A 24,413-nucleotide genomic window follows, 5' to 3' on the forward strand; every position below is an offset into this window, starting at 1 on the left:
CCCCTTCCCCCACCGGCATGTTCCACGTCGGCGGCGCGCGCTCCGCCCTCTACAACTGGGCAGTCGCCCGACAGTGCGGTGGCACCTTCGTCCTGCGCGTCGAAGACACCGACGCGGCCCGGAACAAGCCCGAGTGGACCGACGGGATCATCAACGCCCTGGCCGCCATCGGCATCCACGAGGACGACCCGGCCTTCGAGGGCCCCTACTTCCAGTCGAACAACGCGTCCCGCCACATCGAGGCCGGGCTGCGGCTGTACGACGCCGGCCGCGCTTACTACTGCGACTGCACCCGCGAGCAGCTCAAGGAGCGCACCGGCTCGGAGCACCTCGGATACGACGGCCACTGCCGCGACCGGGGCCTCGCGCACGAGGAAGGGCGGGCGCTCCGCTTCCGTACCCCGGACGAGGGCGAGACCGTCGTGACCGACCTGGTGCGCGGCGAGCCCGCGTTCCCGAACAGCGCCATCGAGGACTTCGTGATCGCCCGGGGCGACGGTTCCCCGGTCTTCCTGATCGCCAACGTCGTGGACGACCTGGACGAGGGGATCACCCTTGTCGTCCGGGGTGAGGAGCACCTCTCCAACACCCCGAAGCAGCAGCTGTTGTGGGAAGCGCTCGGCGCCGAACCGCCCCGCTGGGCGCACCTGCCGGTGATCGTCAACGAGAAGCGCCAGAAGCTCTCCAAGCGCCGGGACAAGGTGGCGTTGGAGGACTACCTCGCCGAGGGCTTCCTCCCCCAGGCGATGGTCAACTACCTCATGCTGCTCGGCTGGGGCCCCGGCGGGGACCGGGAGATCCTCCCCTACGAGGAGATGGAGCAGCTCTTCCGCATCGAGGACGTCAATACCTCACCGGCGTTCTTCGACGTGAAGAAGCTGACCGCCTTCAACGGCGAGTACATCCGCGCGCTCGCACCGGAGCAGTTCGCCGCGGCCTGCGCGCCGTGGCTGATCGCCCCGCACGCCCCCTGGGAGCCGGCGGCCTTCGACACGGCCGTCTTCGAGGCGGCAGCTCCGCTCGCGCAGACCCGGTTGACGGTCCTGTCCGAGATCACGGCCTGCGTCGACTTCCTCTTCCTGGCCGAGCCGGTCCGCGACGAAGCCTCCTGGACCAAGGCGATGAAACCCGGCGCGGACGCCATCCTGCGGGACGCACGCACCGCGCTCGCCACCACCGCATGGCAGGCGGACGACCTGAAGTCGGCGCTGGTAGCGGTCGGCGAGCAGCACGGGCTGAAGCTGGGAAAGGCCCAGGCACCCATCCGCGTCGCCCTCACCGGCCGCACGGTCGGGCTGCCGCTCTTCGAGTCCATGGAACTCCTCGGTCGCGACCGGGTCCTCGACCGGCTGGACACGGCTTACGAAAAATTGGCCGTCCAGTCGTAATCCCGTAACAGGCGAGGCATGCCGGTGTGCCCGTCCGGGTTGTACCGTTGCGTTCAAGTAGCAACCATCTGGGCCGGGCAGGCGGCGTGCGAGCGTCCACGGCCGACACGAGGAAGGCGGGCTCGGCATGCTCCGCAACGGACTGGAACCCTGGCACCTGCTGATCCTGGCGGTCATCGTCATCGCCCTCTTCGGATCGAAGAAGCTCCCCGAGGCCGCGCGGGCCCTGGGTAAGTCGGCGCGCATCCTGAAGAGCGAGGCGCAGGCGATGAAGAACGACAACGCCCCCGCGCCCGCCGCGACTCAGGTCACGGTCACCGAGGCGGCCCAGCCCGCGCCGGCGCCCGCCGCCGCGATGACGGAGCCGCGCCCCGCGGATCTCTGACCGCGTCCACGCCCCCTGTCGCCGCCGGATCTCCGTGACCGCGGGGCAGCGGGCGTGGCCGCTCGGTGCCTCGGTGCCGCCGTACGTATCAGGGGCTGGCGGCGTCGAACCCGTACGCCACGGGCTCGTCCTGCGCATAGGGGTCGCGGCGGTACACGTACAACGCGTCCACCCTGAATTCGTCGCCGTCCGGGGATTCGACGCGGCAAGGACGCGTCACCTGAAGGACCGGCGGCTGGTCGGGAACTCGCATCCGAAGACCATCGGCAGGCCCCCCGGCGAGTTCGGCTGTCTCCCACATCGTCGCAGTGTGAAGATCCATGCCCACAACTTTACGGGCTGCCCCTCGCCCTTTCGGTGAGCATTGAACAACCGCTAAGCCCTCTTACCGTGCGGCTCACCGCTCCTGCCGCAACAGTCGTCACACCCGCCCCAGCCGCCACTGGCGTCACGAATTTCGAGGTTCTGGATCGCAGGTCAGTACGTGGTCCTCGAGAGAGCCGGCCACGATGGACTGCCTCGCTCAGCGAGTACCGCTTCGGAGCTCGGTGGCCGATCCGGGCTCGACCACGGCGGCGACGTACCGGAACTCTCCCCTGGGTCCGTCCGGTCGCGAGTACGCCTCCCAGTGCAGCGGGTAGGTGCCGCGCAGCTTTCGGGTATGGGGGGCGTAGTCGCCCTGCCCCCAACGGAGTTCGCCGGAGAGAACGCGCCCTTCGTAAATGCGGCCTCACTCAGCGGACCTGCCGCCCCCGCCCATCTGTCCTTGAAGTACTTGAATTCGATGGCGGTGCGCGCGGACGGGCCGATGCACAGCAGGTCGAGATGCTCGGCGTGGCCCTTGTGCAGAACGGGCCGCCGCACCTCCAGCCGCGACTGCACCTCGGGCGCCAGCTCCCACAGAGCCCGGGCGAAGCTGTGCTGCAGATCCGCCTCCGAGTGGAACACGGGCCGATCCCGCCGCAGGCGGCCCATGACGTCGGCCAACTGCACGACGCCGGCTATGAGAACAGACGTTCCGCCCACTGCATCGGTCATGTGCGCACCCCAGTTCGCCTCGGTCCGCCTGGACGGTCATTCCAGCACAACCGGCACCCCAGGGTCTCCGTAATCAGACCAACCGCAGTGATCCGAGCCGGGACGACGGTCTCACAGAGGCTCGGGGAGTGAAGCCGGCTCCCCCATGGCTCCCGGCAGACGTCCACGCACGCTCACGTCCGGTCGCGCCTGCGAGCTGTCACGGCGATCAGGAGCAATGCGACCACTCCGAGCGCCTGAAGCGACAGTGAGAACCAGGTGGGGTGCCCCAGGGGGATCAGCCGTGGCAGAGCGGCACCCGCTGCTACCACGATCACGACCAGGGGGATGAACAGCGGATCTCTACGGCCGCGCACCTGCCAGTACGCTGCCCCCGCGCAGAGGAACCCTGCGAGCCCCAGCGCGATCTGTAGGTAGGCCATCGATGAATGCCGTTCTGTTTCAAGATCACACCCAGTTCACACCCAAAACCCAGATACAACACAGTCAGGGCCGGTCTCCCCGAAGGGGGAAACCGGCCCTGACCTGGTGTTTCAGCTGTCGGGGTGGCGGGATTTGAACCCACGACCTCTTCGTCCCGAATGAGGGTCGGGCAGGATCGGCACCTGGTCGCCTCGCTAACGGTGCAGGTCAGGGCCAAGTTTCGGGTTGGTGTGGCAAGGGCTCGGTCGGCCTGCGGAGGATGATCATCTCCCAGAATTCTCCCAAGCCCTGATGCTGTGACCGCCTCGCGAAGCGGCGCTGTTCCCGTCGGCCGCTTCGCAGAGGCGAGTTTGCACGCTCCTTAGAGGGACTCGGGTACTCCTGCAGGGTGGCATCGTCGGGCTTTGCGTCCCGACCCGCATGGGCAGGGAGTGTTCTTGCCAACGCTGCGGCCCGGCCCGACGGGCCTTTGCTTGGGAATCGTGCGCCCGGACACCCGCTGCTTCCCGAGGTCTCGCCACAGCGACAGCACAGCAGGGGCGTCATCGCCCTTGTCCAGGAGCCATTGTGCTGCTGCTTTGCCGGATGCGTCAGGGAAGGTCGCTGCGGCTTCAGTAAGCCCGCTGCGCTCCAGGAACTGCCGAGCGATAAGCCCGTACGAGTCGCGTTCGTCGAAGCGTTGCATCCCCTGGACCCGAAAGATGTCGGGCGCGAAGCCGGCGCCGATCATAACGGCGGCGCCAGCCACCACCGCGCCTGGGTCACCGGTCGGCTCATCCGGGGTGCTCATCGCGTTGAACCGGTCGATGAGCACCTTCTCCGCCGCCGAAATTTCGATCCGCAGTTCTGCTGCCAGGAGATCCTCGTACCGTTCCTTGACCTCCTCGGGGCCACTGTAGGAGAAGGAGTCGATCACCTTGTCGTGGAGAAAGTGCAGGACGAAGAGATCGTCCTGGAGCGAGGAACGGAACGCCTCGACCGACTTGGTGCGGCTGTATCCCACAACCTGAACGGTTTCCTCGCGACGCGTACCGCGGCGCTTGTCATCCCCGAGACGTGCGCCCTGCGACGACAGGAATGGGCACACCTGCGCAGAGTAGACAGCGCAGATCTCGTGTACGGGTGCCTCTGCGAGCCCAACTTCTTCGGGAAGCGGTATGTCGCCGAAGTGGGGGAGGACTTGCCATCGTGCTTCGTCTCCGAAGGGAAGCCCGCAGACAGCGCACCAGTCGAACGTGGCCAGTACGAGCTTTCGCCGCTCATCGATCGCTCCGAAGTTTGCCCCCTCCGCGTCACGCCCAACCGTTGCGATCACGGGATAACCCCTGGACTCGCGTCCGAGGTGGCTTAGGCGTTGCGGTGATATCACCTCTTGCGGCCTCAAGGCCACCTCCAAGCGTCGTACGGTCGAACCAGGTTAGCGGTGAGGAGTAGGTCACCTACCGAAAACCGGTCAGGCCGGATGGCCGGTGTTCGACCACTCTCGGCTGCTTAGTGTGAGTAAGCTGGGGAAGCCAGGTCCGGACTCCCGGTAGCACCGGGGGAACCAGCCGAGGGCACTAATCTTCGCCGTCCGGAGGCGCGTCAGCAGCGCGCCCACCAGCGGAACTCCACTCGCTTCCGCGCACGGTTTCGTGCGTCCACTGTTCGGAGTCCTCCGCATGCCTGCTCAGCCGATCATGGCCGCGCTCCGCGGCTTCCGCTGCGAGCACACCCCTAGCAAGAGCCGCATCCTCGCTCTCGTCCACCATCGAGATGGCCCTGCCTCACTGCAGGCCGTTCTCACTTGTCGGCACCCCGAACTCGCGCAGCAAGCGGTGGGCATCCTCCAACAGGCCATCGGTTCTTCCGCCGATGCTTGGAATCCCGAGCCGCTGGAGAGGCTGTGCGCCCAGCTGCCGGATGCTCCGGCTTCCTCCCTTCGCAGTGCCGCACGGCACGCTCTCGCGGGCGTCTGGCCCATGCCTGCTGGCAGCTTCCTGAAGTGGGAGCAGATCGCCGATGGCGACGGCGACGTGTACGAGGGCAATGACGTCGACGCGGTCACGCGCGCCGTGCGCACCCCGAACGCCGCACGGCTCGCTGATTTGGCTGGTCCGGTCGTTCGTGTAGAGGTGCTCCGAGAGTTCCACGTGCATGACCAGCAGGCCGTGTTGAAGGCAGCTAGGAGCGCGGGCTGGGAGCCTCAGCCACACGACGACCTCGAGGGCGAGGACCCTGAGGATGTCGTCGGGGCCATCATGTGGCTGGGGGAGTCCGACAGCGAGATCGAGGGTGCGGACACGGTCACCGATACCTCTCAGGGCCTGCGGCTGCACACCGAGAACGGGCACGAGGTCGCCGACTGGAGCGAGGAAGCGGTGGTCGCCGACTTCGGCGCGGGCTGGCGGTACACAGCGGCTGTCCGCCGAGGTGAGCTGGCGACGCCGTCGATGAGGAAGAAGACCCCGGACTTCGCGGCGTTGTTCGCGACGGAGGCGCTGCACTGCGACGACCCGGAGTGCGAAGAGGAGCGGTGCCAGTGGCAACTCACCCCCCGAACCGCCGACATCCTCTACACGGAACTGTGCGTGCTCGCCGATCAGGCGTACGAGGACAGCGAGGAACTTGGTGACAGGCCGGTGGTGCCAGACCAGCACGACGGCCAATGGGGCGTTTTCGCCCATCTCCCGAAGCTGACCTTCGCGGCCGACCTCCAGTGGCGCCGCCGGTTCGCCCGGGCGGCCGACGACCTTGCCGGTGACCTCGAACGCGGGCAGTGGCCGGAGCCCACCTGCACGGCCGAGGAACTTGCCCTTCACCTCGCCATCCGCGACGCGGGAGACCGCGGGGACGAAGGCGATGACGCTGGTGACCACGGGAGGCTGCCCACCCACCGTGACGACTACGACTTCGACATGTGCTCCGAAGTGTTTTTCCAAGACACCGACGTGCTGATGCTCTACAACTCTCGCTTCGACGGAATCGAGGACCCGGACGGCGAGACGAACCAGCACATGGGCATCGGTGATCTCCGTGTCGCTGCCTGGTTCGAACCGTTCCTGAACGTCCAGGCGCGAGATCCCCGCCGTGGATTCCGCCGCTGATTGTCAGGCAGCGTCCTAGTGGATCCTGAGCGGGATACTTCAGCCAGTCAGGCTCTTGCCGCGCCGAAGGCCGGGAGCAATCCGTGGTGCCTCGGGTCTGCTGCAGCGGATCCACCCGGGTGAAGTGACCGCAGCGTGCCCCTCGTCCTTGCAGCCGCGCGGCAATCGCACCGAAACTCTCGATTCTGCACTCGCATTCCAGCACGTCCGCGATGGCTGCACAGCCGTATGCGGCACTCGCGTCGTTGTGCGCAGACCAGGAAGGGGGCGGCTCTCAACGGCTTCCGGAAGCCGGTCAGTGGATCCGGTCGAGGTTGAAGCAGAGAGCTTCCTGGTCAAGCACTGACCTGTAGCCCCTGGCGAGGCATGACGTCAGACGCAGCACTTCGTCGATTCGTCGGAACGCCCGAAGGATCACCCCCGCTGCTTGTCGGTGTCGTACAGCCGCCAGGCCGGCCAACGCGCCGCTTCGGCTCCACCGTCACCATCGCTCAGCAGATTCCGGCGGTGCAACATGAGCCGGAGGTGGCGTGCCGCGTCGCCGTTCTTTTCCATTCCCCGATCGAGAAGTACGGGTTGGGGGGTAGCGCCGTCGGCGCGTATCACGGCGTCCGCGGGATATCCGTGAACGGTTTCCCCCAGCGTGACAGTGGCTTCTTCCGCGAGGGAGAGGGTCTGGTACAGGCGTTTGAGCAGCACGTCCTTGTCTTCGCCTCCCGGGGCCAGGCCGTCCCGCTCCGCAGCCTCAAGCAGTGCGGCGCCCACGCCTCCCCGCTTCCGCCAGAGCTTCTTGTCCCCGACCACGACCAGGTGACTGCGGGCCCGGGTGATGGCGACGTTCCACAGGTTCAGCTGTTCACCGACCCATGCGACGGAGCCCGGGTGCATGCCTTCGCCGACGACGAGGGAGAACACCATGACGTCGCGTTCACCGCCCTGGAAGGTGTGCACCGTACCGATGCGCAGACGCTCCTCGTCGTACGGGCGCAGCCGTTTGCGCAGGGTTTCGGCCTGTGCCGTGAAGGGGGTGACGACACCAACGGTGGCCTCGGGCGGCAGATGTTCCAGCAGATAGCGGACGCTGTCCTGCACCTTGCGGATCTCGTTCTCGTTGACCCAGGAGCCACCGAACAGAGGCCGGGCGGCCCGCCCGGCCACATCCGTCCAGATCACGGCGGAACGGTTTGCCAGAGCTGGACGGCCACGGGTGTCGGTGAGAACGGTCAGCCCACCGTCGTAGAAGAATTCGTTGGAGATCCCCGCGATGTGCGGATGACAGCGGAAGTGCTCGTCGAGAAGCAGCGTGCCGCCCGCGGACTGCTCGGCCGCGTGGAAGGCGGAGTGGCGCCGGTAGGCGAGGTGGTGCTTCTCCAGCCAGTCGGACCGTAGCCCGTGCCCGCGCCGGATGAGAGCCTCGCGGTGCGGGCTGGTCTTCGTGATGTGCGTCAGCTGCATGGGGTCGCCGATGACCAGGGCGCGCCGTGCGCGGAACAGCAGGGGCAGGACTTGGGGAATGGCGCACTGGCTGGCCTCGTCGATGACGACCAGGTCGAACAGGGCCGGGTCCGGTGGGAAACGCCGGGCGGACAGGCTGGTGACCGCCCATCCGGCCACCGCGGGCGCGGTCATCGAGGTTCCCGAGCGCCCGAGGACCTTTCCCAACTGCGGCCAGTCGCCGCGTTTGCCCTCCCGGGCCGTCAACAGCTCCATGATGCGGCGGCGTCCGGCCCAGGCGGCAGCTTGGACCTTGGTGGCGAGGAACGTACGTGAAGCGTCCTGGACGGCGCTCTCCGCATCGCGGAGGTCACGCGTGAGCGCTGTGTCGTCAACGACGGCCGCGCGCTCGCGCCCGTCACGCCATTCCGCCTCGGCCGCGGCGAACCCGGCGAGCGCGAGGCAGCCCGTGACGGGCTCACCGGCGTACCCCTCCAGGCCGACCTTGCGCAGAAAACGGGATCGGCGCCACGATCCGAGGAAGCGCGCGCGGGAGCGGCGGCGTGCGCTGTCCTCCAGCTCCCTCGGCAGTTGCGGGCCGCCGAGCAGCTCCCGCAGTTCGGTGACGGTGATCCCGAGCTGTCCCGCGTAGTGGACTCGCGCCTCGCCTGCCTGGCGGAGCTTCAGCTCGGTCTCGGCGATATGGGCAAGATGCCGCCGTACCGCTGCCAGGCGGTCGGCGGCCAGCATGGTCTCCATGGCTGCCGTGGCCACGGTGGTGGACGGCTCCGGTCCGGTACGCAGCGCGTGGAGCGCGGCGGTCTCGTGCTCCGCGTTGCTCTTGCCGGTCTTCCGTGCCGAGCCGGTGCGTACGACGCTGCCGGGCACCAGCTCGTCGCAGCGGCGCCATACTTCGTCCACGGCATCGTTGTTGGTGGACGCAACGAGCACGGTCTGGCCTGCCGCGATCGCCGTGGCTACGAGATTGGCGACCAGTTGGCTCTTGCCGGTGCCGGGCGGGCCCGTGGCCACGGTGAGGCGACGGGTCATGGCGGACCGGAGAACCAAGCTCTGCGCCTCGTTGCAGGGCAGCGGAGTCACGAGGCCCGTCGGCTCGGGATCTGTGTGGGCGAGGCATCGGATGCGCTGCGAGGGGTCGGGCGCGAGCACCCCGAGGGCGGTATTTCCGATCTGGTCCGTCTGTTCGGCGATGCGGGCGAAGTCGTTGAGAAGTCCCTTCGTGAAGTTCGTCTGGGGGCGTGCCGAAAACAGGACCGCGGTGTTGCGGGCCCCGTGGCCGGGTGTGCGCACGTCGATGTGGTCGGCGAGCTGGTCGGGACGGAGCTCCTGTACGCACGGCAGCTCGAACTCCTGGGTGAGGAGGTTGCGTACCTCCACCGCCATACGGTCGTGCTGTCCTCGATGCCAGGACGGCTGAAACGTGTCGATGAGCTGGTTGGCCTCGTCCTCGCCCAGCCAGTCGTGGGCCAACTGAGGGTGTGGCTGGACCGGCCCGAACGGCTTCAGTCGCACTTCGCCCTCACCCTGGACGATCTCGACCCGGCGCACCAGCAGGGGCGCGAACTTCGGCTGCTGCCAGGGGCTTCCGGTACGAGGCCCGGTGAGCAGCACGGCCGGATAGCCCGCCCACAGCTCGGCATCCTCCTCTGCCGCTGAATCCACCAGCGGGCCCGCTTCCTTGGGGAGCGCGACGCAGCCGTCGTCGTCGACGTCGCCGGAGATGAACCTCTCCGCGCCGTCCAGACACACGTACGACGTGCCCTGCCGACTCACGTCCATGAGAGGTGTCTCGGCACTCTCGGCCAGGACGCACTCGCGGTAGTAGTCCAGCAGGTTGGACCAGGTGGGTTGTGCGTGAGCGGACTTCACGGCGTGTGGCGGTGCAGCTTCTCCCGCGGCTGCCCGGGGCCGAGGACTCAGAGGATTCAGGATGGGGGCTCGGCCGAAGGGGCTGTCCGCGATGACGATGCGGTCGTCGACGCCGAGCGCGGACTGCACCGGCACCTGACGCCCGCTGTCCTGGGCACGCATACGCCGGTTGACATAGTGGAACAGGTCGCTGACCGTCACCGCGCTGCCGCTGTCCTTGCTGACCTTCCCTGTGCGCAGCGCCTCGATGACCTCGCCGGTGAATGCTGACGGCTTCACATCATCGCCGCCGCCCGCGTCCGCGTACGAGTCCTCCCCGGCCCGCGAGGACGACAGGACGTACACGCCCCTGCTCGTCAGCGGGGGCCGCTCGCCGGACTTGGCCACGGAGCCGTCACCTTGCCGGTCCGACGTACGCAGACCCACAGCGAACCCGCCGCTGCGGCAGCAGTCGATCATCACGATCTTCTGCGGTGCGACGCACTCCTCCAACGCGTCGTTGAGAAACCCGGCGCTGACTCCGGTCGCGGCCACCCGGTCGTAGTCGGTGTCCTTGGCGACGAAGTGGAACTCGCCGCCGTCACGTACGGTGCGCACGCCGTGCCCGGAGACGTACACGAACGCGAGTTCGTCCTCGTCGCGCTCCTGGAGGAACTCACCGATGACTGCTCGCATGTCATCGGCGGCGAGATCGGATTCTGTCTGTACGGAGACGAAGTTGCCGATCTTGTGGTGCTTCAGGACCTGGGTGAGTCCCCATACGTCCGCCCTTACGGAAGCCAGCGAAGAGAAGCGGCCATCGTCGTAGTGCTCGTTGCCGATCAGGAGAGCTCGGCGCTTGTGGAAGCGGGTCACGTCGCGTCGTCGTCCGATGCGGTGCCGTCGTCGCCGGCGACCCGATCCTGGAACTCCCGGACCATGCGCTCCTGTGCGGCGTCCGGACGGCCGGTGATCTTGATGGAGTCGTCCCCGACGGTGACCACGACCTTGCGGTGCCGCTCCTTAGCGCACCACTCCTTGATCAGGGTGATCAGGACCTGGGACGCCGGACGGGCGACTGCCGCGGTGGTGGCGGCCCAGAGAGCCACCTCGCCGACACCTGTGCCCTTACTGCCCGGTTCGGCGGGCTCTTCGGCGTCATGGAAGCCGACGACGAGATCGTCTGCCCTCCGAAGACTGTCGTGCAGATCCCGGGTGAGACGCTCCTGCCGGAGTGTGTCACCCCCTGTGGGCACAGTGAGTGTCCATGGCGATCCCCCGTTGTGCATGTGCCGCTCCTTGCCTTCGCGTATGCGCTTGCTGGCCTGTCCAGCGACTTTGGCACGTAGGCCGTCGAGTGGGACAGCCGGGGATGAGCTGGAGGGACGGCATCCGGCCACTCCGTCCAGCGCCGGAGGGGAGGCGCCGGACCAGCTCGAGTCGGCACGGACAGGCAAGAGCCGGCTTCTCCTCCGGAACTCTCCTTCGTACGGATCAGCCTCAGGAACGGTCGTCGGACGATGCCGGCTCCGGCACCACCCTTATCGCCATTGCGGTGCCGTCCGGCCGGATGGAACTCGCGCCCCAGTCGTCGATGTCGTCCGGCTCAGGCCAGTCATTCCGCCGCGCGTAAGTCCGTCGGCGATACTCCTCCACCTTGCCCTTCGCCAGCAGGGCGTAGAGATCTGCGGCCATGCCTGAAAACGCCTCGACCCGCGTGCCGTTGACACGGAAGACCTGGTCAGTGCCGACGTACTGCTCGCCGGCGAAGCAGGCTTTCGCGTCGTGGACACTGGCAGTCCCGGCGTAGGCGGTTTCGCTGAAGTGCTTGCGGCCCTGCTCGTCGATCAAATACTGGCCGACAGTCCCACCGCCGCCGGCCAGGGAGAGCTGCCCGGCGGCGTGCGCCCGGGCGACGACGCGGCTGAACCACGAGAACTCCTTCTCGGGGATCAAGAATGCGTTGTGCCGTTCCGCCCCCAGCTCCTTGGGGAGGGCCACGGAGTCCACGTACGGCAGGGTCCGGCGGCCGATGGCCGTATCGGCCGAATCCGCACCGGCCGCTGGTCGTAAGGGAAGCTCGACACCTCCATCCGTGTGCAGGACATGCACCGTCACACCGGCGGCGGCCAGGAACTCGGTCGAGGTCGTGAGCGCGGGAGTCGCGTTCCGCTGCCCCAGATGGAATCGCTCCACGCGCTCACTGCCCCGGGCCAGCTGCCTGTACGTCGTGCGAGAGCTTGCGGAGGTCTTCGGCGTCACGGCCTGGTGGTTGCCGTTCACGGTCACCACGAAGACTCGGGAGCCTTCACCGGGACGCCATGCCTCCAACAGGAAGTCCGGCCGCGGCCTCGCGCCCAGAGTCCCGGCCGGCTTTGTTCGCGCGAAGCCGGGAAGCAGGACGGTTTCCGCGTCGACAATGCTGATCAGGTGGTCCGGATACCTTTCGCGAAGCGCCCACTCAGCGACGGCGAGCCCGAACGCTCGGCCCAGCTCCCTTGCCTGCATGGCCCGATAGGACAGTTCGGGAGCCTTCCCCTCATCGGTGAGGCGCAGACTTCCGTGCCGGTCGGCGGCGAAGGCGCGGCAGTATTTCAGCCCCTGCCAGTGCTCAGCCAGTCCCCTGCCTCGTCCTTGCCGTGCCAAGGCCGTACCGCGCGCGAACGTCGCGAGCACATCCCATGGAGTCACCCATAGGGGACCACGCTCGGCCCGGGGTAGTTGGCGCAGGTCCGGTTTGCGGGGACCATGACCTTCGTTCGAGGTCTTCTTTTTCGCCCGCTCGCGGTCGACGGCGTTGGCCGCTTTCCCCACTCCGGCGACGAGTTCGGGCGATGAGTTCACCTGCACGGTCAGAAGGTCACCGAGACGCTTGATCACGTCGAAGGCCGTGGAGTCCATGCAACGGGACGGTAAGAACTCCCGATATCGACGACAAGAATGCGATTCAGGCCATGGTGGCGCAGTCGCCCGACTCCATGAGTAGCTGGACGAGGTTCTTCTGGTTGTACGCAGCGATGCCGTGGTACCCCCGGCGTGTAGCCCGTGCGGCCATGGCGAGGCTCCGCTCTTGTGGCCCGACAGGCAGGTGGGCGAAAAGTTGCCAACCAGCCAATGGCTGATTGGCAACCTGATGCTTCGGCACTGCTTCCTTGATCCTGCTGTGCCAGAGCACATGGGAGGAGCATGGCAGTGGTACGGAAGTTGCGGACCTCAGCTGCGCGTAGACGTCGGCAGCGGCATCTCAAGATTGGGGCCACTGCCGGGGGCCTCGGCCTTGTCGTGGTAGTGGCGTTTTGGGGCGTGATCTGGTCCTATCTCGTCGGTGCACTTGCTCTCATTAGCCTCGGCGGTGGTGGGTGGTGGCTGTGGCGCACCGATCGGTTCATCAGGGGCGGTGATCGGCAGTGGCGGCATGACGAGGCCGTGCGGGCAGGGCAGCGGACGCTTGCCGAGATTGACGTGATGACGGGGACGGAGTTTGAGGACTTCGTCGTAAAGCTGTGCCGTCGTGACGGGTGCACTGATGTGCGGAGGGTCGGTGGCTCGCACGACAACGGGGCTGACGTGCTGGGGCACCTTCCCGATGGGCGGAGCATGGTGATCCAGTGCAAGCGATACGCGCCCAAGCGCAAGATCCCCAGCCGGGAGGTCCGGGATCTGCTTGGTGCGAAGGTGCACTTCAAGGCCGACGTGGCGATCTTCGTGGCCACCACTTACTTCAGCGGCCCGGCAGAGATGTTCGCCGCGGAGAACGGCATCCTGGCCGTCCACCGTGATCACTTCGGGCTGTGGAACAACGGTGCCTCGCTGCTGTCGCTCAGCGCGGTCAACGGTACGGGGCAGGGTGACCGTCGGCCCCGGGAGCGCTGGAAGGAGACGTACGGGTAGGAGCGTCTTCCACCGGGCGTAGCAGTCGGAACGCCAGTCGTTTACCGGGTAGGTCGCCGAACATCAGGTCCCACACGTTGGTGGGCGGGTAAGAGACGGGGCTTGGCGAACTGCAGGGGCGCCTTTGCCGCGGTGGTGAAGGCGGCGGGGCCTTCTGGGAGGTGGGTGAGTACGCCGAGGAGGAGGGTGTGGGAGACGGCTAGGAGGGGGCCGTGGCGCCCAGCGGTGTGGTGGAGGAAGGCGGCGCAGTGGCGGGCGCGGGTGTGGAGGTCGGTGAGGCTTTCGCCGTCTTCGCAGCGTAGGGAGGGGTTGGCGAGGCGGCGGGCTCGCCAGGCGCGGTAGGCCGGCGGGTAGGTCTCGACGGTGCGGCCGAGGACGATGCTCGGGGCGCGCCATTCGGCGAGGAGGCCGGAGGTGGCGACGATCGGCAGGCCCGTGAGGTGCGAGACGAGGGTGGCGGTCCGCCGGGCACGGGGGATCGGGCTGGTGACGATCGCGGTGACGCCCTCAGGGAGGGGCAAGGAGCGGCGTACCTGCTCGCGGCCCTCCTGCGTGAGGGCGGCTTCGTGCGGGGCGTGGTAGCCGGGGCGGTGACCTTCGTAGGCGCCGTGGCGCATGAGCCAGATGTCAGCCAAGGATCCAGCCTCCGTCGACGCGCAGGGTCTGGCCGGTGATGAATCCAGCGTCGTCGGCTGCGAGGAAGGCGACGACCGCGGCGATGTCCTCCGGGCGGCCCCGGCGCTGGACGCACCGGCGGGCGAGCTGCCGGGCGGTCATGGCTTCCGGGTCGTCGACGACGGTGTCCTCAGCGGGGACGCGGATGGAACCGGGGGCGACACAGTTCGCGGTGATGCCGACTGGGCCGAGTTCGCGTGCGAGGGCACGGGTGAGTCCTTCGAGGCCGGCCTTGGCACTGATGTAGCCGGCGAGGTCGTGACGGCCTGCCGTGGCGAGGACTGAGCCGATGGTGATGATCCGGCCCCGGCCGGCGGCCGTCATTGCAGGGGTCAGCTCGTGGGCGAGGAGGTAGTGGCTGGTCAGGTTAGAGGCCAGAGCCTCGTCCCAGTGAGCCGGCGTTGTCTCCGTCCACGTGCGGCGGGGGTAGGCGCCGGCGTTGCTGACCAGGATGTCGATCGGGCCGAGCTGGTCGTGGGCCTGGTGGCATAGGGCGCGCACGGCCTCGGCGTCTCGGAGGTCGGCTGCCAGGGAGATTGCGGCGTCGCCGCTGCCGGTTATGTGGGCGGCGAGCTCGGCTACGGCCTTGTCCTCGTCGAGGTGTGCAAGGGCGACGGTGGCGCCGTCGGCAGCGAGACGGCTGGCGATGGCCGAGCCGAGGCCGCCGGTGGCTCCGGTGACCAGGGCGGTGCGGCCGTTCAGGGGGCCGGGCATGGCGACTCCAGCGGGCAGAAGTAGGTGGTTGGGTCGAAGGTGGGGTTCATGGCCTCGGCGAGCCGGGCGAGCAGGACAAGCCGATCCTCGGAGGCCAGGTCGGCCAGGTTGCAGACGCCGAGGATGCGCATGGCGAGGTAGGGGCGGAGCAGGTTCGCCAGGTCTTCGCCGGGCCAGAGGCGGTCCGCGACTGGCCGTACGAGCTTGTTCCAGTACGCGGCCACGGCGGCCCGCCGGGGTGGGGAGAGGCGCGGCGTGTAGTCGATGTGGATGGTGCTGGTGGTGTGGTCGACTGCCGCTCGTCGGATCTCGGGGGTGTTGGCCGGGACGTGGGCGAAGGTGGCGGAATGGTCGGCGAATGCGGTCGGGTTGTACGTGGGTACGAGCCAGCCGCCGAGAGCGGAGGCGTACCAGAGGAAGTTGGCGAACTCGCCGGGGATGCTATTCATCCCTGCGGTGTCGTAGTCGAACCAGGCGAGCGGACGGGCGAGGTTGACGTCGGTGGGGTCGCCCTGGGTGAGGGCCGCCCAAACCGGCTCGGCCGTGGCGAAGTGGGGGTTGATCACGTCGAACCCGGCCACCAGACGACGCGGGCGGGGCAAGCGCGCGGGCCGCTCCCGTGACCGAGGCCCCGAGAAGGTCGTCACCGATCCGCTCGGCATCCTGCTCACCGCCGAGCGGGCAGCCCTGCTGTCCGGCCGCGACGACGAGTTCGTCGCCGTGGTCCTCAAGGGGTACACCGGCATGCGCTGGGGCGAAGTCGTCGGCCTGGAGACCGAGTTCGTCCGCGCCGGATCCGTCCGTGTCGAGTGGCAGCTGTACGAACTCGACTCGGGTGAGATGGTGCGCTGCCCGCCCAAGGACGACAGCTATCGCACCCTCGACTCGATGGACTGGCTGTCCGCCCTGGTCGCCAACCACGTCGCCCGCACGAAGCCGACGCCCTGCCCCTGCCACGGCAGGACCTACGTCTTCCGTGGCCAGGGCGCGGCTCGTACCGGAGGGCACCAGGGCGCGAAACCTGTCGACGTCGCACGCCGGGCCGAGGTCTCCACGGGAACGGTGTCCAACGTTCTCAACCACCTTGATCGCGTCGCCGAAGCCACCCGAATACGGGTGGAGGGGGCCGTCAGCGACCTCGGGTTCGTGCGTGGCGGAGTCGTGGCGGAACATGCGGCTCACTGGCGCAGGAACGGCTTCGGGACCTGGCTGTTCACCCCGGCGGTGTCAGGCTGGTATCCGAAGAAGGCCCCGCAGGAAGCGCGCCCCGTTCCTCTGCTCGGCGAGCCGTGGCCGGGCGTCCCGGTACGGGGGCGCGGCGTCGGCAACCGGGCCGACGCCTGCTGGCTCCCGATCGCGAAGGGCCTCACGCCCCACGGCCTGCGCCACACCCATAGAACCGTGATGGAAGACCTCGGTACCGAGAAGGTCCTCATGGACCAGCGCATGGGCCACATCGACGGCTCCGTATTGGCGCGCTACGCCCACGTCACGCCAGGCATGCGCAAGCGCCTGATGGTCGGGATGACAGAGCAGTGGGAGGCGGCCCTCGACGCTCGGCTGGCGATGTGTCCTACGTCGCCCGTGCGCGGGCTCAACGGCCTTCTGCGCGTACGCCAGTAGCACGGGCGCGAAGTCTGGACGGCGAGATGCCGGACCGCACGGAAGGGCTCAGCGGGCAGGGCTGTGACCTGGGCACTGAGCCCCTCCGTGCGGCGACTCATGGCGGGTCCGGTGAGGGTGACGTTCAGTGCCGAAGGGAATGGGCGTCAGCGCTGAAACACAGGTCGGCGCCGATCTCTTCGTCCGAAAGCAGTCAACCTGTGACTGACCGTTACAGTAGTGCGCTGCTGAGCACGCGCTGCAATGGCGCGACGTGCTCAGGCCACGGCTGGCTTGGCCCCATGGCGTTCGTAGAGTTGTTTTACCTGCTTGATCCAGAACTCGAACTTCTGGTCCGAGGACGCGCTCATGGGAAGAAGCTGCAGGTCCTTGGCCAACTGATAGAAACCAGGTCCAGCGTCGTTGGCACTCAGATAGTTCACCAGCGCCGAGAGCATGACACGAGGGTCGGAGGGGGTGATCTCCTGATCTCGGACGACGATCCGTCCCAGCAGCTCCCCCATGGCCGCCCGCTCATCAGCACGCTCGAAATCGAAGGCACGGCAGCCGGTTCGCCGGGCCACTGTGACGCTGAGCTCTGTGTACGAGGTGAGCCTGCCAAGTTTCGCGCGCTCGACGAGAAATTCCCGCCCCGCTTCCACCAGCATGTCCCACTCGTTGTCTGCACGGCCGTACTCCGGCATTCCGCCCCCTCCGAGCCAAACCGATCCGTACGCGGCAACGTACAGTGACGCTGCGGTTACCGCAATCGCTCACGCGGTCGGATGGGAAGCCGCCCTCGCACGGCAGAAATGCCGGGGCCCAGCCAGGCTGGGGGAAACGCCAGCTGTGCTCGATGTTCGTCCAGGCTGCCCGCGTCGCATCCAGCCCCTGAAGCCTCAGGCGCTGGCCAGTGCGATGATCGACGGCTCCCGGTCTGAGGCGAGATCGTACTCGGAGAACTCCCAGGCGATGATCTTCGCGTCCTTCGGGACCCGGTAGACGAACTGCATCTCGTCCTTGAAGCCGGGCTGGAGCTGCTCGTTGCACTCGGGATTTCCTGCCACGTCGTACAGGTCGTCGATAGTGTCGTAGCGCCGCTCTTGCTCGTCCAGCAGGCCATTCGCAATGGGCAGCGAGCAGGTCAGGTCCATGCTGGCCTTGGAGTCGTTAAATACCACGGTTTCCAAGATCACATACTTGGCGTCGCCTCCCGCCTTCTTGACTCCACCGGCCACGTTGATCGACTCAGCCTCCCGGACCTTGGCGACCGTGACGACGGCGCCGCCGTTGCGCGCTTCGTCTCCGATCTTGAAATCGGCCGGTCGACTTGGGGTGGGGGATGTCGTCTCGACGGGAGCGGTGTCAGCGCTGGGGCGATCGTCCTGCCAGATCGAGGGCGGCGGAGCGGCTGAGGCGTTGGGAGCGTCCCCTCGGCTTCCCGTAGCGGTGTAGGCGAGTGCTGCAACGGTCACCATGAGCGCGCCAGCCAGGCAGAACGTGGCTGTTTTCCACGGGTTCCTGACGCTCTTGGGTCGCTCGGGAAGCTGTTCAGGCATCGGTGGGAGCTGACCGCTCACTGAAGTCCTCTCGTGGGTGGCCGGGCTCCTCAAGAGGTTGCCGACCTGTATGCGGGCACCAGTCAAGCGGGTGCCAACGGGCCGATCCGGAAAGGACTCGGACTCACTCAATGGCGCTGACGATAGCAACGTCACAAGCGTGGTAGGTGCCGTTCGCCCCGGAACGCAGGCACACCTCGTCTCCCGGCGCCGACCGTGTGCGCTGCCCGTCCAGCCTGTCGCGAGTGAATGCGCCATATGGGCAACCTGAGTGCCCGACTGGCGATTATTTTGGGGGCGAGTTTGTAGGCAACTGCGGAGGACCTATGAGCAGCACCCAAACGCACGCTGAGATCCTTAGCGAGGCCATCCAGGCCCTCCAGGGGACGTGGGATGCCGAACGTGTCTTGGCGGCCCTGTTCGGAGCGGGATACCGTCCCGCTGACGCGGCGATCGGGAAGAAGCGGGCACGCCAGGTGCTTCGAGATCTTGCTGATGCCGGGGTGATCGTGAAGGTGAGTGAGAGGCCTGTGGGGTATCGACGCGCTGGCAGCTGAGCCGCAGTCCCTCCCTGCCGGTCGGAGAGCGGAATCGGCGCGCTCGGCCAACAGCTATGAACAGATGATTCCTCCTGTCTTTTGACGGGCCGAGCGGCATGAGCCGAGCGCGCCGAGCGAAGGACAGGTACGGCCCTGGGGTAGCCCCGTTCCACAGTTGGCCTCCACGCGCACCCTCTGGGAGCCGGCGGGGAGCCGCATCCCGCACTTGGCTCCCAAACGGCTCCCAAGATGGCCCCAGAAACGAGTCAGGGGCCTGATCCACTAAGTGGATCAGGCCCCTGACCTGGACTTACAACTGTCGGGGTGGCGGGATTTGAACCCACGACCTCTTCGTCCCGAACGAAGCGCGCTGCCAAGCTGCGCTACACCCCGATGTCCACCGGTTCCCCGGCGACATCGATTACTTTAGCCCACCTGCGGCCGGAGGCGAAATCCGGTTACCGGCGGGGCCCGGTCCGATGGCGGGGGCGGGGGCGTACGTGGTCCAGGGCGATGAGCAGGCAGGCCAGGACGATGAGGAGCAGCGAGAGGGCGAAGGCGTGGGCGAGGACCTCCGGGTAGCCGTACGTGTCCACGTTGAGGAAGGGGTACGGGTAGCGGGGTCCGGCGTCGGGGGCGAGCAGGGTGCCCCGGGCCAGGACGAAGGCCAGGTACGCGACGGCACAGAGCAGCCACTGCGGCAGGAAGCGCAGGCGGAGCGTACGGGCCGGGGTCAGCAGGAGCCAGTCCAGGGTCACGGCCACGGGCAGCACCGTGTGCAGCAGCTGATCCGAGACGGCGCGCACCCCTGTGGGCGGGGCTGCCGAGGTGCCGGCGGCGGAGTAGCCGAAGCTGTTGTCGGTCAGGATCAGGTGGTACGTCAGGCCGATGATCACCGCGACGAGAAGTACACCGCCCGTGAGGTGCGGGGATGCCGGTCCGCGACCCGTCCAGGCACGGAAGGAGGACCAGCCGAAGGCCCCGGCGACCAGGACGTTCGCCTGGAAGGTGAACCGGCTCAGCAGCTCCAGCGGCGCACCGGTCGTCGCCATTTCGATCGTGAGGCCGCAGATCGCCGCCGCGCACACCAGCGCCCGGAGTACGGCCGCCGTGCGCCGTGGAGTACGGACGCCCCGCAGGAACGCGTCCTCGGCCCGGGGCCTGGGCAGCGTCGCGGTTTTCGGGGCGGCGGTCATGGTCCTCACCGTAGAGGCGGGGTTCCCGGGGCGCGATTCGTCCGTGGCGGATGGGCCCCGGCCCATCCGCCACGGACGGGGAACCCCTTCGGTGAGGGCTCAGGTCTCGCCGGTCACGGCCGCGGGGTCAGTGTGAGCAGCGTCGCCTCGGGGGGGCACGCGAAGCGGACCGGGGTGTAGCGGTTCGTGCCGCAGCCGGCCGAGACGTGGAGGTAGGCCCGGTTGCCGTCGGCCGTGTGGCTGGAGAGACCCTTCACCCGGTCGGTGTCCAGGTCGCAGTTGGTGACCAGCGCGCCGTAGAAGGGGATGCAGAGCTGTCCGCCGTGCGTGTGACCGGCCAGGATGAGCGGATACCCGTCCTTCGTGAACGCGTCCAGCGAGCGCAGGTAGGGAGCGTGCACCACGCCGATCGAGAGGTCGGCGCCCGTCTCGGGGCCGCCGGAGACCTCGGCGTACCGGTCCCGCTTGATGTGGGGGTCGTCCAGGCCGGTGAAGGCGATGTCCAGGCCGTCGAGCTTCAGCCGCCCGCGGGTGTTGGAGAGGCCGATCCAGCCGGCGTCGTCGAAGGCGTCGCGCATCGGTTCCCACGGGTTGTGGACCACGTTCGTCGCAGGGGCGTTCCCGTTGAGGCCGTGCTTGCCCGCCGCCTTCTCCTTGAGATAGCGCACCGGGTTGCGGAGCTTGGGGCCGTAGTAGTCGTTCGAGCCGAACACGTACACCCCGGGGAGTTCCATGAGGGGCCCCAGCGCGTCCAGCAGCTCGGGCACCGCCTCGGGGTCCGAGAGGTTGTCGCCCGTGTTGACGACGAAGTCCGGGCGGAGCCCTGCCAGGGACTGGAGCCAGGCGCGCTTCTTGCGCTGGCCGCAGACCATGTGGACGTCCGAGATCTGGAGTACGCGCAACGGGCGTGCACCGGGCGGGAGTACCGGGACCGTCACCCGGCGGAGGCGGAACGAGCGGGCTTCGAAACCTGCGGCGTAGGCGAGGCCGGCGGCGCCGACCGCCGCACCGGCCGCAGCGACTTTCAGGGGAACTCCGTAGCGTGCGCGCATGGGTCCATCGTCGCAGACCCGGCCCGGGCGGGGTCCGGCGGCGGCCGGAAAACAAACGGGCGGCCCGGACCGCGTACCTGACACAATCGGGTCATGACCACGCTCAAGTCCAAGCTCAAGGAAGACCTCACCACCGCCATGAAGGCGCGCGACGAGCTGACCTCGTCCACCCTTCGGCTGACCCTCACCGCGATCACCAAGGAGGAGGTGAGCGGGACGACCGCTCGCGAACTCTCCGACGACGAGGTGCAGAAGGTCATCGCCAAGGAGGCGAAGAAGCGTCGTGAGGCGGCGGAGGCCTTCGCCCAGGGCGGCCGGACGGAGCAGGCCGAGCGGGAGAAGGCCGAGGGCGAACTGCTCGACGCCTACCTGCCCAAGCAGCTCTCCGACGAGGAGCTCGACGCGATCGTCGCCTCCGCCGTGGGGGAGGCGAAGACCGCCGGCGCCGAGGGTCCGCGCGCCATCGGTGCGGTGATGAAGATCGTCAACCCGAAGGTCGCGGGTCTCGCCGAGGGCGGCCGGGTCGCCGCCGCAGTGAAGAAGTCCCTCGCGGGTTGATCGCCGCACGGGCCGAGCCTCCGTGGCCCGGTCCCAGAACGACCGAAGGTGGGGCGCTCCCGTTTGCCGGGGGCGCCCCACCTTCATCGTGTGTCGGACCTCAGGTGACTACCTGGCGCCACTGTCCGCCCGTGTCGGGAGGCAGGGCGCGCGGGGCGATCAAAGGCCCCTCGGTCAGGGCCCGTTGCCGCCGGCATCCTGGCCGCCGTGTCGGCCGCCCTGGTTGCCGCCCTGATTGCCGCCGAGGAAGTCCGGCAGCACCGTGATGCCGGGCGTCGGGTTGGAGTCGTCGCCGGTGCCGTCACCCTCGCCGTCTCCGTCGCGGCCCTGGTTCTTGTCCCTGTCGCCCTTCTCCTCCCCGCGCGGAACCGCGACGGTGTTGAAGGACGGGGTCTCGCCGGCGTCGAGGGCGCCGGTCATCGCGATCTTCCATATCGGGCCGGGCAGACAGCCACCACAGACCTTGTCGTAGTACTGTCCGCCGATCGTGATGTCGTACATCGGGAGCTTCTTGCCGATGTCGGCGCCGACCCAGACGGCCGTGGACAGGTTCGGCGTGTAGCCGACGAACCAGGCGTCCTTACGGTCGTTCGTCGTACCGGTCTTGCCCGCGTTGTCGCGGTCGCTCAGGCCGGCGGCCGTACCGGTGCCGTCCTCGACGACGCCCTTCAGCATCTGGTTGATCGTGTCCGCGGTCTTCTCGCTCATGGCCCGGGAGCAGCTCGACTTGGGCACGGCGAGCTTCTTGCCGTTGGCGTCGGTGATCGACTGGATGGCTACCGGGGTGCAGTAGGTGCCGCGGTTGGCGAACGTCGCGTACGTGGCGGCCATGCCGAGCGGGGTGCTCTCCGCTCCGCCGAGGGTGATGGAGGGGTCCTCTCCGAGGGTTTTTCCGTCCCCGCGGGCGTAGCCGACCTTCTTCGCCATCTGGACCGTGTCGCAGAGGCCGACCTTCTGCTCCAGCTTCGCGAAGTAGGTGTTGATGGACTTGCCGAGGGCGCTGGTCATGTCCCAGGTGCCCTTTTCCTCGTCCGTCTCGTTCGACGGCTTCCAGGTATCGCTTCCCGCCGGGGCGCCCGAGCAGGTGGTGAAGGAGCTCATGGGCAGGGTGATCTCGTGGTCCGTGGTGAAGGACTGGGCCGGGCTGATGCCCTTCTCCAGCGCCGCCGCCGCGGTGATCGGCTTGAACGTCGACCCGACCTGGAAGCCGAAGGTGGAGCCGCCCATGGCGGAGCCGACGGCGAGGTTGAGGACCGTCTCGTGCTTCTTCTGGTCCAGGCCGTAGGGGCGGGACTGGCCCATCGAGAGGATCTTGCCGGTGCCGGGCTCGACCTGGACCACCGAGGCGGCGACCTTGTCGGTCTTGTTGACCTTCGCGGTGGCGGCTTCGTCGGCGGCCTCCTGGGCGCGCGGGGAGAGCGTGGTCCTTATCGTCAGACCACCGAGGTTCCAGAGCTTCGACCGCTCCTCGCTCGTCTTGCCGAAGGCGGGGTCGGAGAGGATGACCTTGCGTACGTAGTCGCAGAAGAAGCCTGCTCCGCTGACGGCGGTGATGCAGCCGTTCCTGGGGGTCTTGACCGCCAGCTTGATCTTGGTCGCCATGGCCTTGTCGGCCTCGGCCTGCGAGATGCTGCCGGTCGCGGCCATGCGCGCGAGGACCGTGTTGCGGCGCTTGGTCGCCTCTTCCTCGTCGTTGACGGGGTCGTACCGGGTCGGGGACTGGACGATGCCTGCGAGCAGCGCGGCCTCCTCCAGCTTCAAATCCTTGGCGTGTTTGGAGAAGTACCGCTGGGAGGCGGCCTCCACGCCGTAGGCCTGCTGCCCGAAGAACGTGATGTTGAGGTAGTTCTCGAGGATCTTCTTCTTGCCGAGCTCCTCTTCGACCTGGATCGCGTACTTGAGCTCACGGACCTTGCGGCCCAGGGTCTGCTGGGTGGCCTCGGCGACCTTCTCCGGGTCGTCGCCCGCCTCTTCGACGAACACGTTCTTCACGTACTGCTGGGTGAGGGTCGACGCGCCTTCCGCCGTCCCGCCCGACTGCACGTTGCGGTTCATCGCACGCAGGATGCCCTTGAGGTCGACCGCCCCGTGCTCGTAGAAGCGGGAGTCCTCGATCGCGACGATCGCGTTCTGCATGTACGGGGACATGTCCTTGAGCGGCACGACGGTGCGGTCGCGCGAGTACACCGTCGCGATGGCACCCCCGTCGGCGTCCAGGATGGTGGTGCGCTGGCTGAGCGGTGGTGTCTTGAGGTTGGCGGGGATCTCGTCGAATCCCTCGACCGTCCCCTTGGCGGCGAGGCCCAGTGCGCCCGCGGCCGGCAGTGCGATGCCCGCCAGCACAGCTCCGGAGAGCGCGGCGACACCGAGGAACTTGGCGGCCTGCTGGGTCGTGGTGAGACCCCCGCCCGAGCGCTTTTTTGGCATGGGGGCAGCCTAATCCGTATCCCTGTACGTTCCGATGGAGCAGGCTCCGCTCGGGATGTTCAGGTACCAACCCGTTACGAGACACGGGTTTGAGGGGCCGATTCGGCACGTCAGAGGCGTGTGAACCGGCCGGCCGGAGCGCGCGGGCGCGTTGCGGCGCAGGCGCGACACGCAGGCGTGCGCCCGCGCGAGGACACGGCGCAGTGGCTACGTTGTCATTCGCCGGACACGCGCGCATCCCTTGGCCTAAGCTGCACTCAACTGTCACAGCAGTCCGGCCCCGTATCAACCCCCGCGCACGCGCTGTATGCGTCCCCCCGCTCGGCGTCCGTGCATGAGGACCGCACGCAAGGTGTCCCCGAAAACACCTGGTGTGTCCTGGAGCGTCCTCGGCAACTCGGGTGTATCGTCCCGGTTTTGCGCAGTTCGTCGCGCATGTCCTCTCATCACTCCCCTGGGTGATCTGCCGCGTACGCATAGTCCGTTCGGGCCATTCAAGATTGGGCCCGAAGGGGGTGTTGTGCTCGTGGTCGCTTCCGTAACGTCCTCAACTGGCAGCGGTGAATATGCCGCTACC

The 24,413-nt window shown here is 67.8% G+C and carries 20 protein-coding genes, 1 tRNA gene and 1 pseudogene; 6 read left to right on the forward strand and 16 right to left on the reverse strand.

All coding sequences use genetic code 11. From position 1 onward, the window contains the following. Positions 1–17: 17 nt before the first annotated feature. The gene (gltX, locus tag ACFYPN_RS17985; protein ID WP_389299435.1) at positions 18–1,388 is read left to right on the forward strand and encodes a glutamate--tRNA ligase; all 1,371 of its coding nucleotides are present in this window, start codon (positions 18–20) and stop codon (positions 1,386–1,388) included. A 127-nt stretch (positions 1,389–1,515) separates the two neighbouring features. After that, positions 1,516–1,773, forward strand: coding sequence for a Sec-independent protein translocase subunit TatA (gene tatA, locus ACFYPN_RS17990; protein ID WP_358764653.1), 258 nt, complete (start codon positions 1,516–1,518; stop codon positions 1,771–1,773). An 88-nt stretch (positions 1,774–1,861) separates the two neighbouring features. Here the strand turns inward: tatA and ACFYPN_RS17995 are convergent, their stop codons facing one another. From ACFYPN_RS17995 to ACFYPN_RS18005, 3 genes are all read right to left on the reverse strand, one after another. Continuing rightward, on the reverse strand, positions 1,862–2,095 hold the full coding sequence (locus ACFYPN_RS17995) for a hypothetical protein (protein WP_358764651.1): 234 nt from the start codon (positions 2,093–2,095) through the stop codon (positions 1,862–1,864). Positions 2,096–2,984: 889 nt separating this feature from the next. Beyond that, positions 2,985–3,233, reverse strand: a complete 249-nt coding sequence (locus tag ACFYPN_RS18000; protein WP_358764649.1) for a hypothetical protein — start codon at positions 3,231–3,233, stop codon at positions 2,985–2,987. Positions 3,234–3,595: 362 nt separating this feature from the next. Further along, the gene (locus ACFYPN_RS18005; protein WP_219995614.1) at positions 3,596–4,549 is read right to left on the reverse strand and encodes an SEC-C metal-binding domain-containing protein; all 954 of its coding nucleotides are present in this window, start codon (positions 4,547–4,549) and stop codon (positions 3,596–3,598) included. 646 nt (positions 4,550–5,195) lie between these two features. Here ACFYPN_RS18005 and ACFYPN_RS18010 point away from each other — a divergent pair. Further along, the gene (locus tag ACFYPN_RS18010; protein WP_358765895.1) at positions 5,196–6,320 is read left to right on the forward strand and encodes a hypothetical protein; all 1,125 of its coding nucleotides are present in this window, start codon (positions 5,196–5,198) and stop codon (positions 6,318–6,320) included. Between the two features lie 414 nt (positions 6,321–6,734). On the opposite strand, the gene ACFYPN_RS18015 is transcribed toward ACFYPN_RS18010, so the two are convergent. From ACFYPN_RS18015 to ACFYPN_RS18030, 4 genes are all read right to left on the reverse strand, one after another. Then, positions 6,735–10,499 carry an AAA domain-containing protein gene (locus tag ACFYPN_RS18015; protein ID WP_389299236.1) on the reverse strand — a complete coding sequence of 1,255 codons (3,765 nt, stop codon included), beginning with the start codon at positions 10,497–10,499 and terminating at the stop codon, positions 6,735–6,737. Continuing rightward, complete coding sequence (locus ACFYPN_RS18020; RefSeq protein ID WP_103509194.1) at positions 10,496–10,879, reverse strand: hypothetical protein; 384 nt, start codon at positions 10,877–10,879, stop codon at positions 10,496–10,498. The genes ACFYPN_RS18015 and ACFYPN_RS18020 overlap by 4 nt, the downstream gene beginning before the upstream one ends. Positions 10,880–11,123: 244 nt before the next feature. Next, entirely contained in the window at positions 11,124–12,524 is a 1,401-nt protein-coding gene (locus tag ACFYPN_RS18025; protein WP_358765898.1) for a hypothetical protein, read from the reverse strand. Positions 12,525–12,836: 312 nt separating this feature from the next. Then, positions 12,837–13,202, reverse strand: a complete 366-nt coding sequence (locus tag ACFYPN_RS18030) for a hypothetical protein (RefSeq protein ID WP_389299463.1) — start codon at positions 13,200–13,202, stop codon at positions 12,837–12,839. Between ACFYPN_RS18030 and ACFYPN_RS18035 the strand changes: the two genes are divergently transcribed. Continuing rightward, positions 13,089–13,514 carry a restriction endonuclease gene (locus ACFYPN_RS18035; RefSeq protein WP_389299438.1) on the forward strand — a complete coding sequence of 142 codons (426 nt, stop codon included), beginning with the start codon at positions 13,089–13,091 and terminating at the stop codon, positions 13,512–13,514. The genes ACFYPN_RS18030 and ACFYPN_RS18035 overlap by 114 nt on opposite strands. Before the next feature lie 41 nt (positions 13,515–13,555). Here the strand turns inward: ACFYPN_RS18035 and ACFYPN_RS18040 are convergent, their stop codons facing one another. Genes ACFYPN_RS18040 through ACFYPN_RS18050 form a run of 3 tightly spaced genes read right to left on the reverse strand, consistent with a single transcriptional unit; the run spans position 13,556 to position 15,484 of the window. Beyond that, a complete protein-coding gene (locus ACFYPN_RS18040; RefSeq protein ID WP_389299240.1) occupies positions 13,556–14,149 on the reverse strand; it encodes a histidine phosphatase family protein in 594 nt (197 codons plus the stop codon). Further along, positions 14,142–14,903, reverse strand: coding sequence for an SDR family NAD(P)-dependent oxidoreductase (locus tag ACFYPN_RS18045; protein WP_389299243.1), 762 nt, complete (start codon positions 14,901–14,903; stop codon positions 14,142–14,144). The genes ACFYPN_RS18040 and ACFYPN_RS18045 overlap by 8 nt, the downstream gene beginning before the upstream one ends. Continuing rightward, positions 14,888–15,484 carry a hypothetical protein gene (locus ACFYPN_RS18050; RefSeq protein ID WP_358765912.1) on the reverse strand — a complete coding sequence of 199 codons (597 nt, stop codon included), beginning with the start codon at positions 15,482–15,484 and terminating at the stop codon, positions 14,888–14,890. The genes ACFYPN_RS18045 and ACFYPN_RS18050 overlap by 16 nt, the downstream gene beginning before the upstream one ends. Between ACFYPN_RS18050 and ACFYPN_RS18055 the strand changes: the two are divergent. After that, positions 15,459–16,526, forward strand: a pseudogene (locus ACFYPN_RS18055) (LacI family DNA-binding transcriptional regulator); the annotation flags it as partial. The gene ACFYPN_RS18050 and the pseudogene ACFYPN_RS18055 sit on opposite strands and share 26 nt — an antisense overlap. A 257-nt stretch (positions 16,527–16,783) precedes the next feature. Here ACFYPN_RS18055 and ACFYPN_RS18060 read toward each other — a convergent pair. The 5 genes from ACFYPN_RS18060 to ACFYPN_RS18080 form a co-directional block, all read right to left on the reverse strand. Continuing rightward, complete coding sequence (locus ACFYPN_RS18060; protein ID WP_358765902.1) at positions 16,784–17,209, reverse strand: hypothetical protein; 426 nt, start codon at positions 17,207–17,209, stop codon at positions 16,784–16,786. A 195-nt stretch (positions 17,210–17,404) separates the two neighbouring features. Beyond that, positions 17,405–18,064 (reverse strand): hypothetical protein, encoded by a 660-nt coding sequence (locus ACFYPN_RS18065; protein ID WP_358765904.1) that lies wholly within the window; start codon positions 18,062–18,064, stop codon positions 17,405–17,407. 858 nt (positions 18,065–18,922) lie between these two features. Then, positions 18,923–18,996: transfer RNA gene (locus tag ACFYPN_RS18070), tRNA-Pro, on the reverse strand. Positions 18,997–19,061: 65 nt separating this feature from the next. Then, complete coding sequence (locus ACFYPN_RS18075) at positions 19,062–19,799, reverse strand: Pr6Pr family membrane protein (protein WP_358765906.1); 738 nt, start codon at positions 19,797–19,799, stop codon at positions 19,062–19,064. Between the two features lie 113 nt (positions 19,800–19,912). Further along, the gene (locus ACFYPN_RS18080) at positions 19,913–20,851 is read right to left on the reverse strand and encodes a metallophosphoesterase (protein WP_358762957.1); all 939 of its coding nucleotides are present in this window, start codon (positions 20,849–20,851) and stop codon (positions 19,913–19,915) included. Positions 20,852–20,944: 93 nt separating this feature from the next. Between ACFYPN_RS18080 and ACFYPN_RS18085 the strand changes: the two genes are divergently transcribed. Next, the gene (locus tag ACFYPN_RS18085) at positions 20,945–21,409 is read left to right on the forward strand and encodes a GatB/YqeY domain-containing protein (protein ID WP_358762959.1); all 465 of its coding nucleotides are present in this window, start codon (positions 20,945–20,947) and stop codon (positions 21,407–21,409) included. A 174-nt stretch (positions 21,410–21,583) separates the two neighbouring features. On the opposite strand, the gene ACFYPN_RS18090 is transcribed toward ACFYPN_RS18085, so the two are convergent. Next, the gene (locus ACFYPN_RS18090; protein WP_358762961.1) at positions 21,584–23,836 is read right to left on the reverse strand and encodes a transglycosylase domain-containing protein; all 2,253 of its coding nucleotides are present in this window, start codon (positions 23,834–23,836) and stop codon (positions 21,584–21,586) included. Positions 23,837–24,413 lie beyond the last annotated feature (577 nt).

Origin of the sequence: Streptomyces sp. NPDC005576 (assembly GCF_042871745.1) — a bacterium.
Classification (GTDB): domain Bacteria; phylum Actinomycetota; class Actinomycetes; order Streptomycetales; family Streptomycetaceae; genus Streptomyces.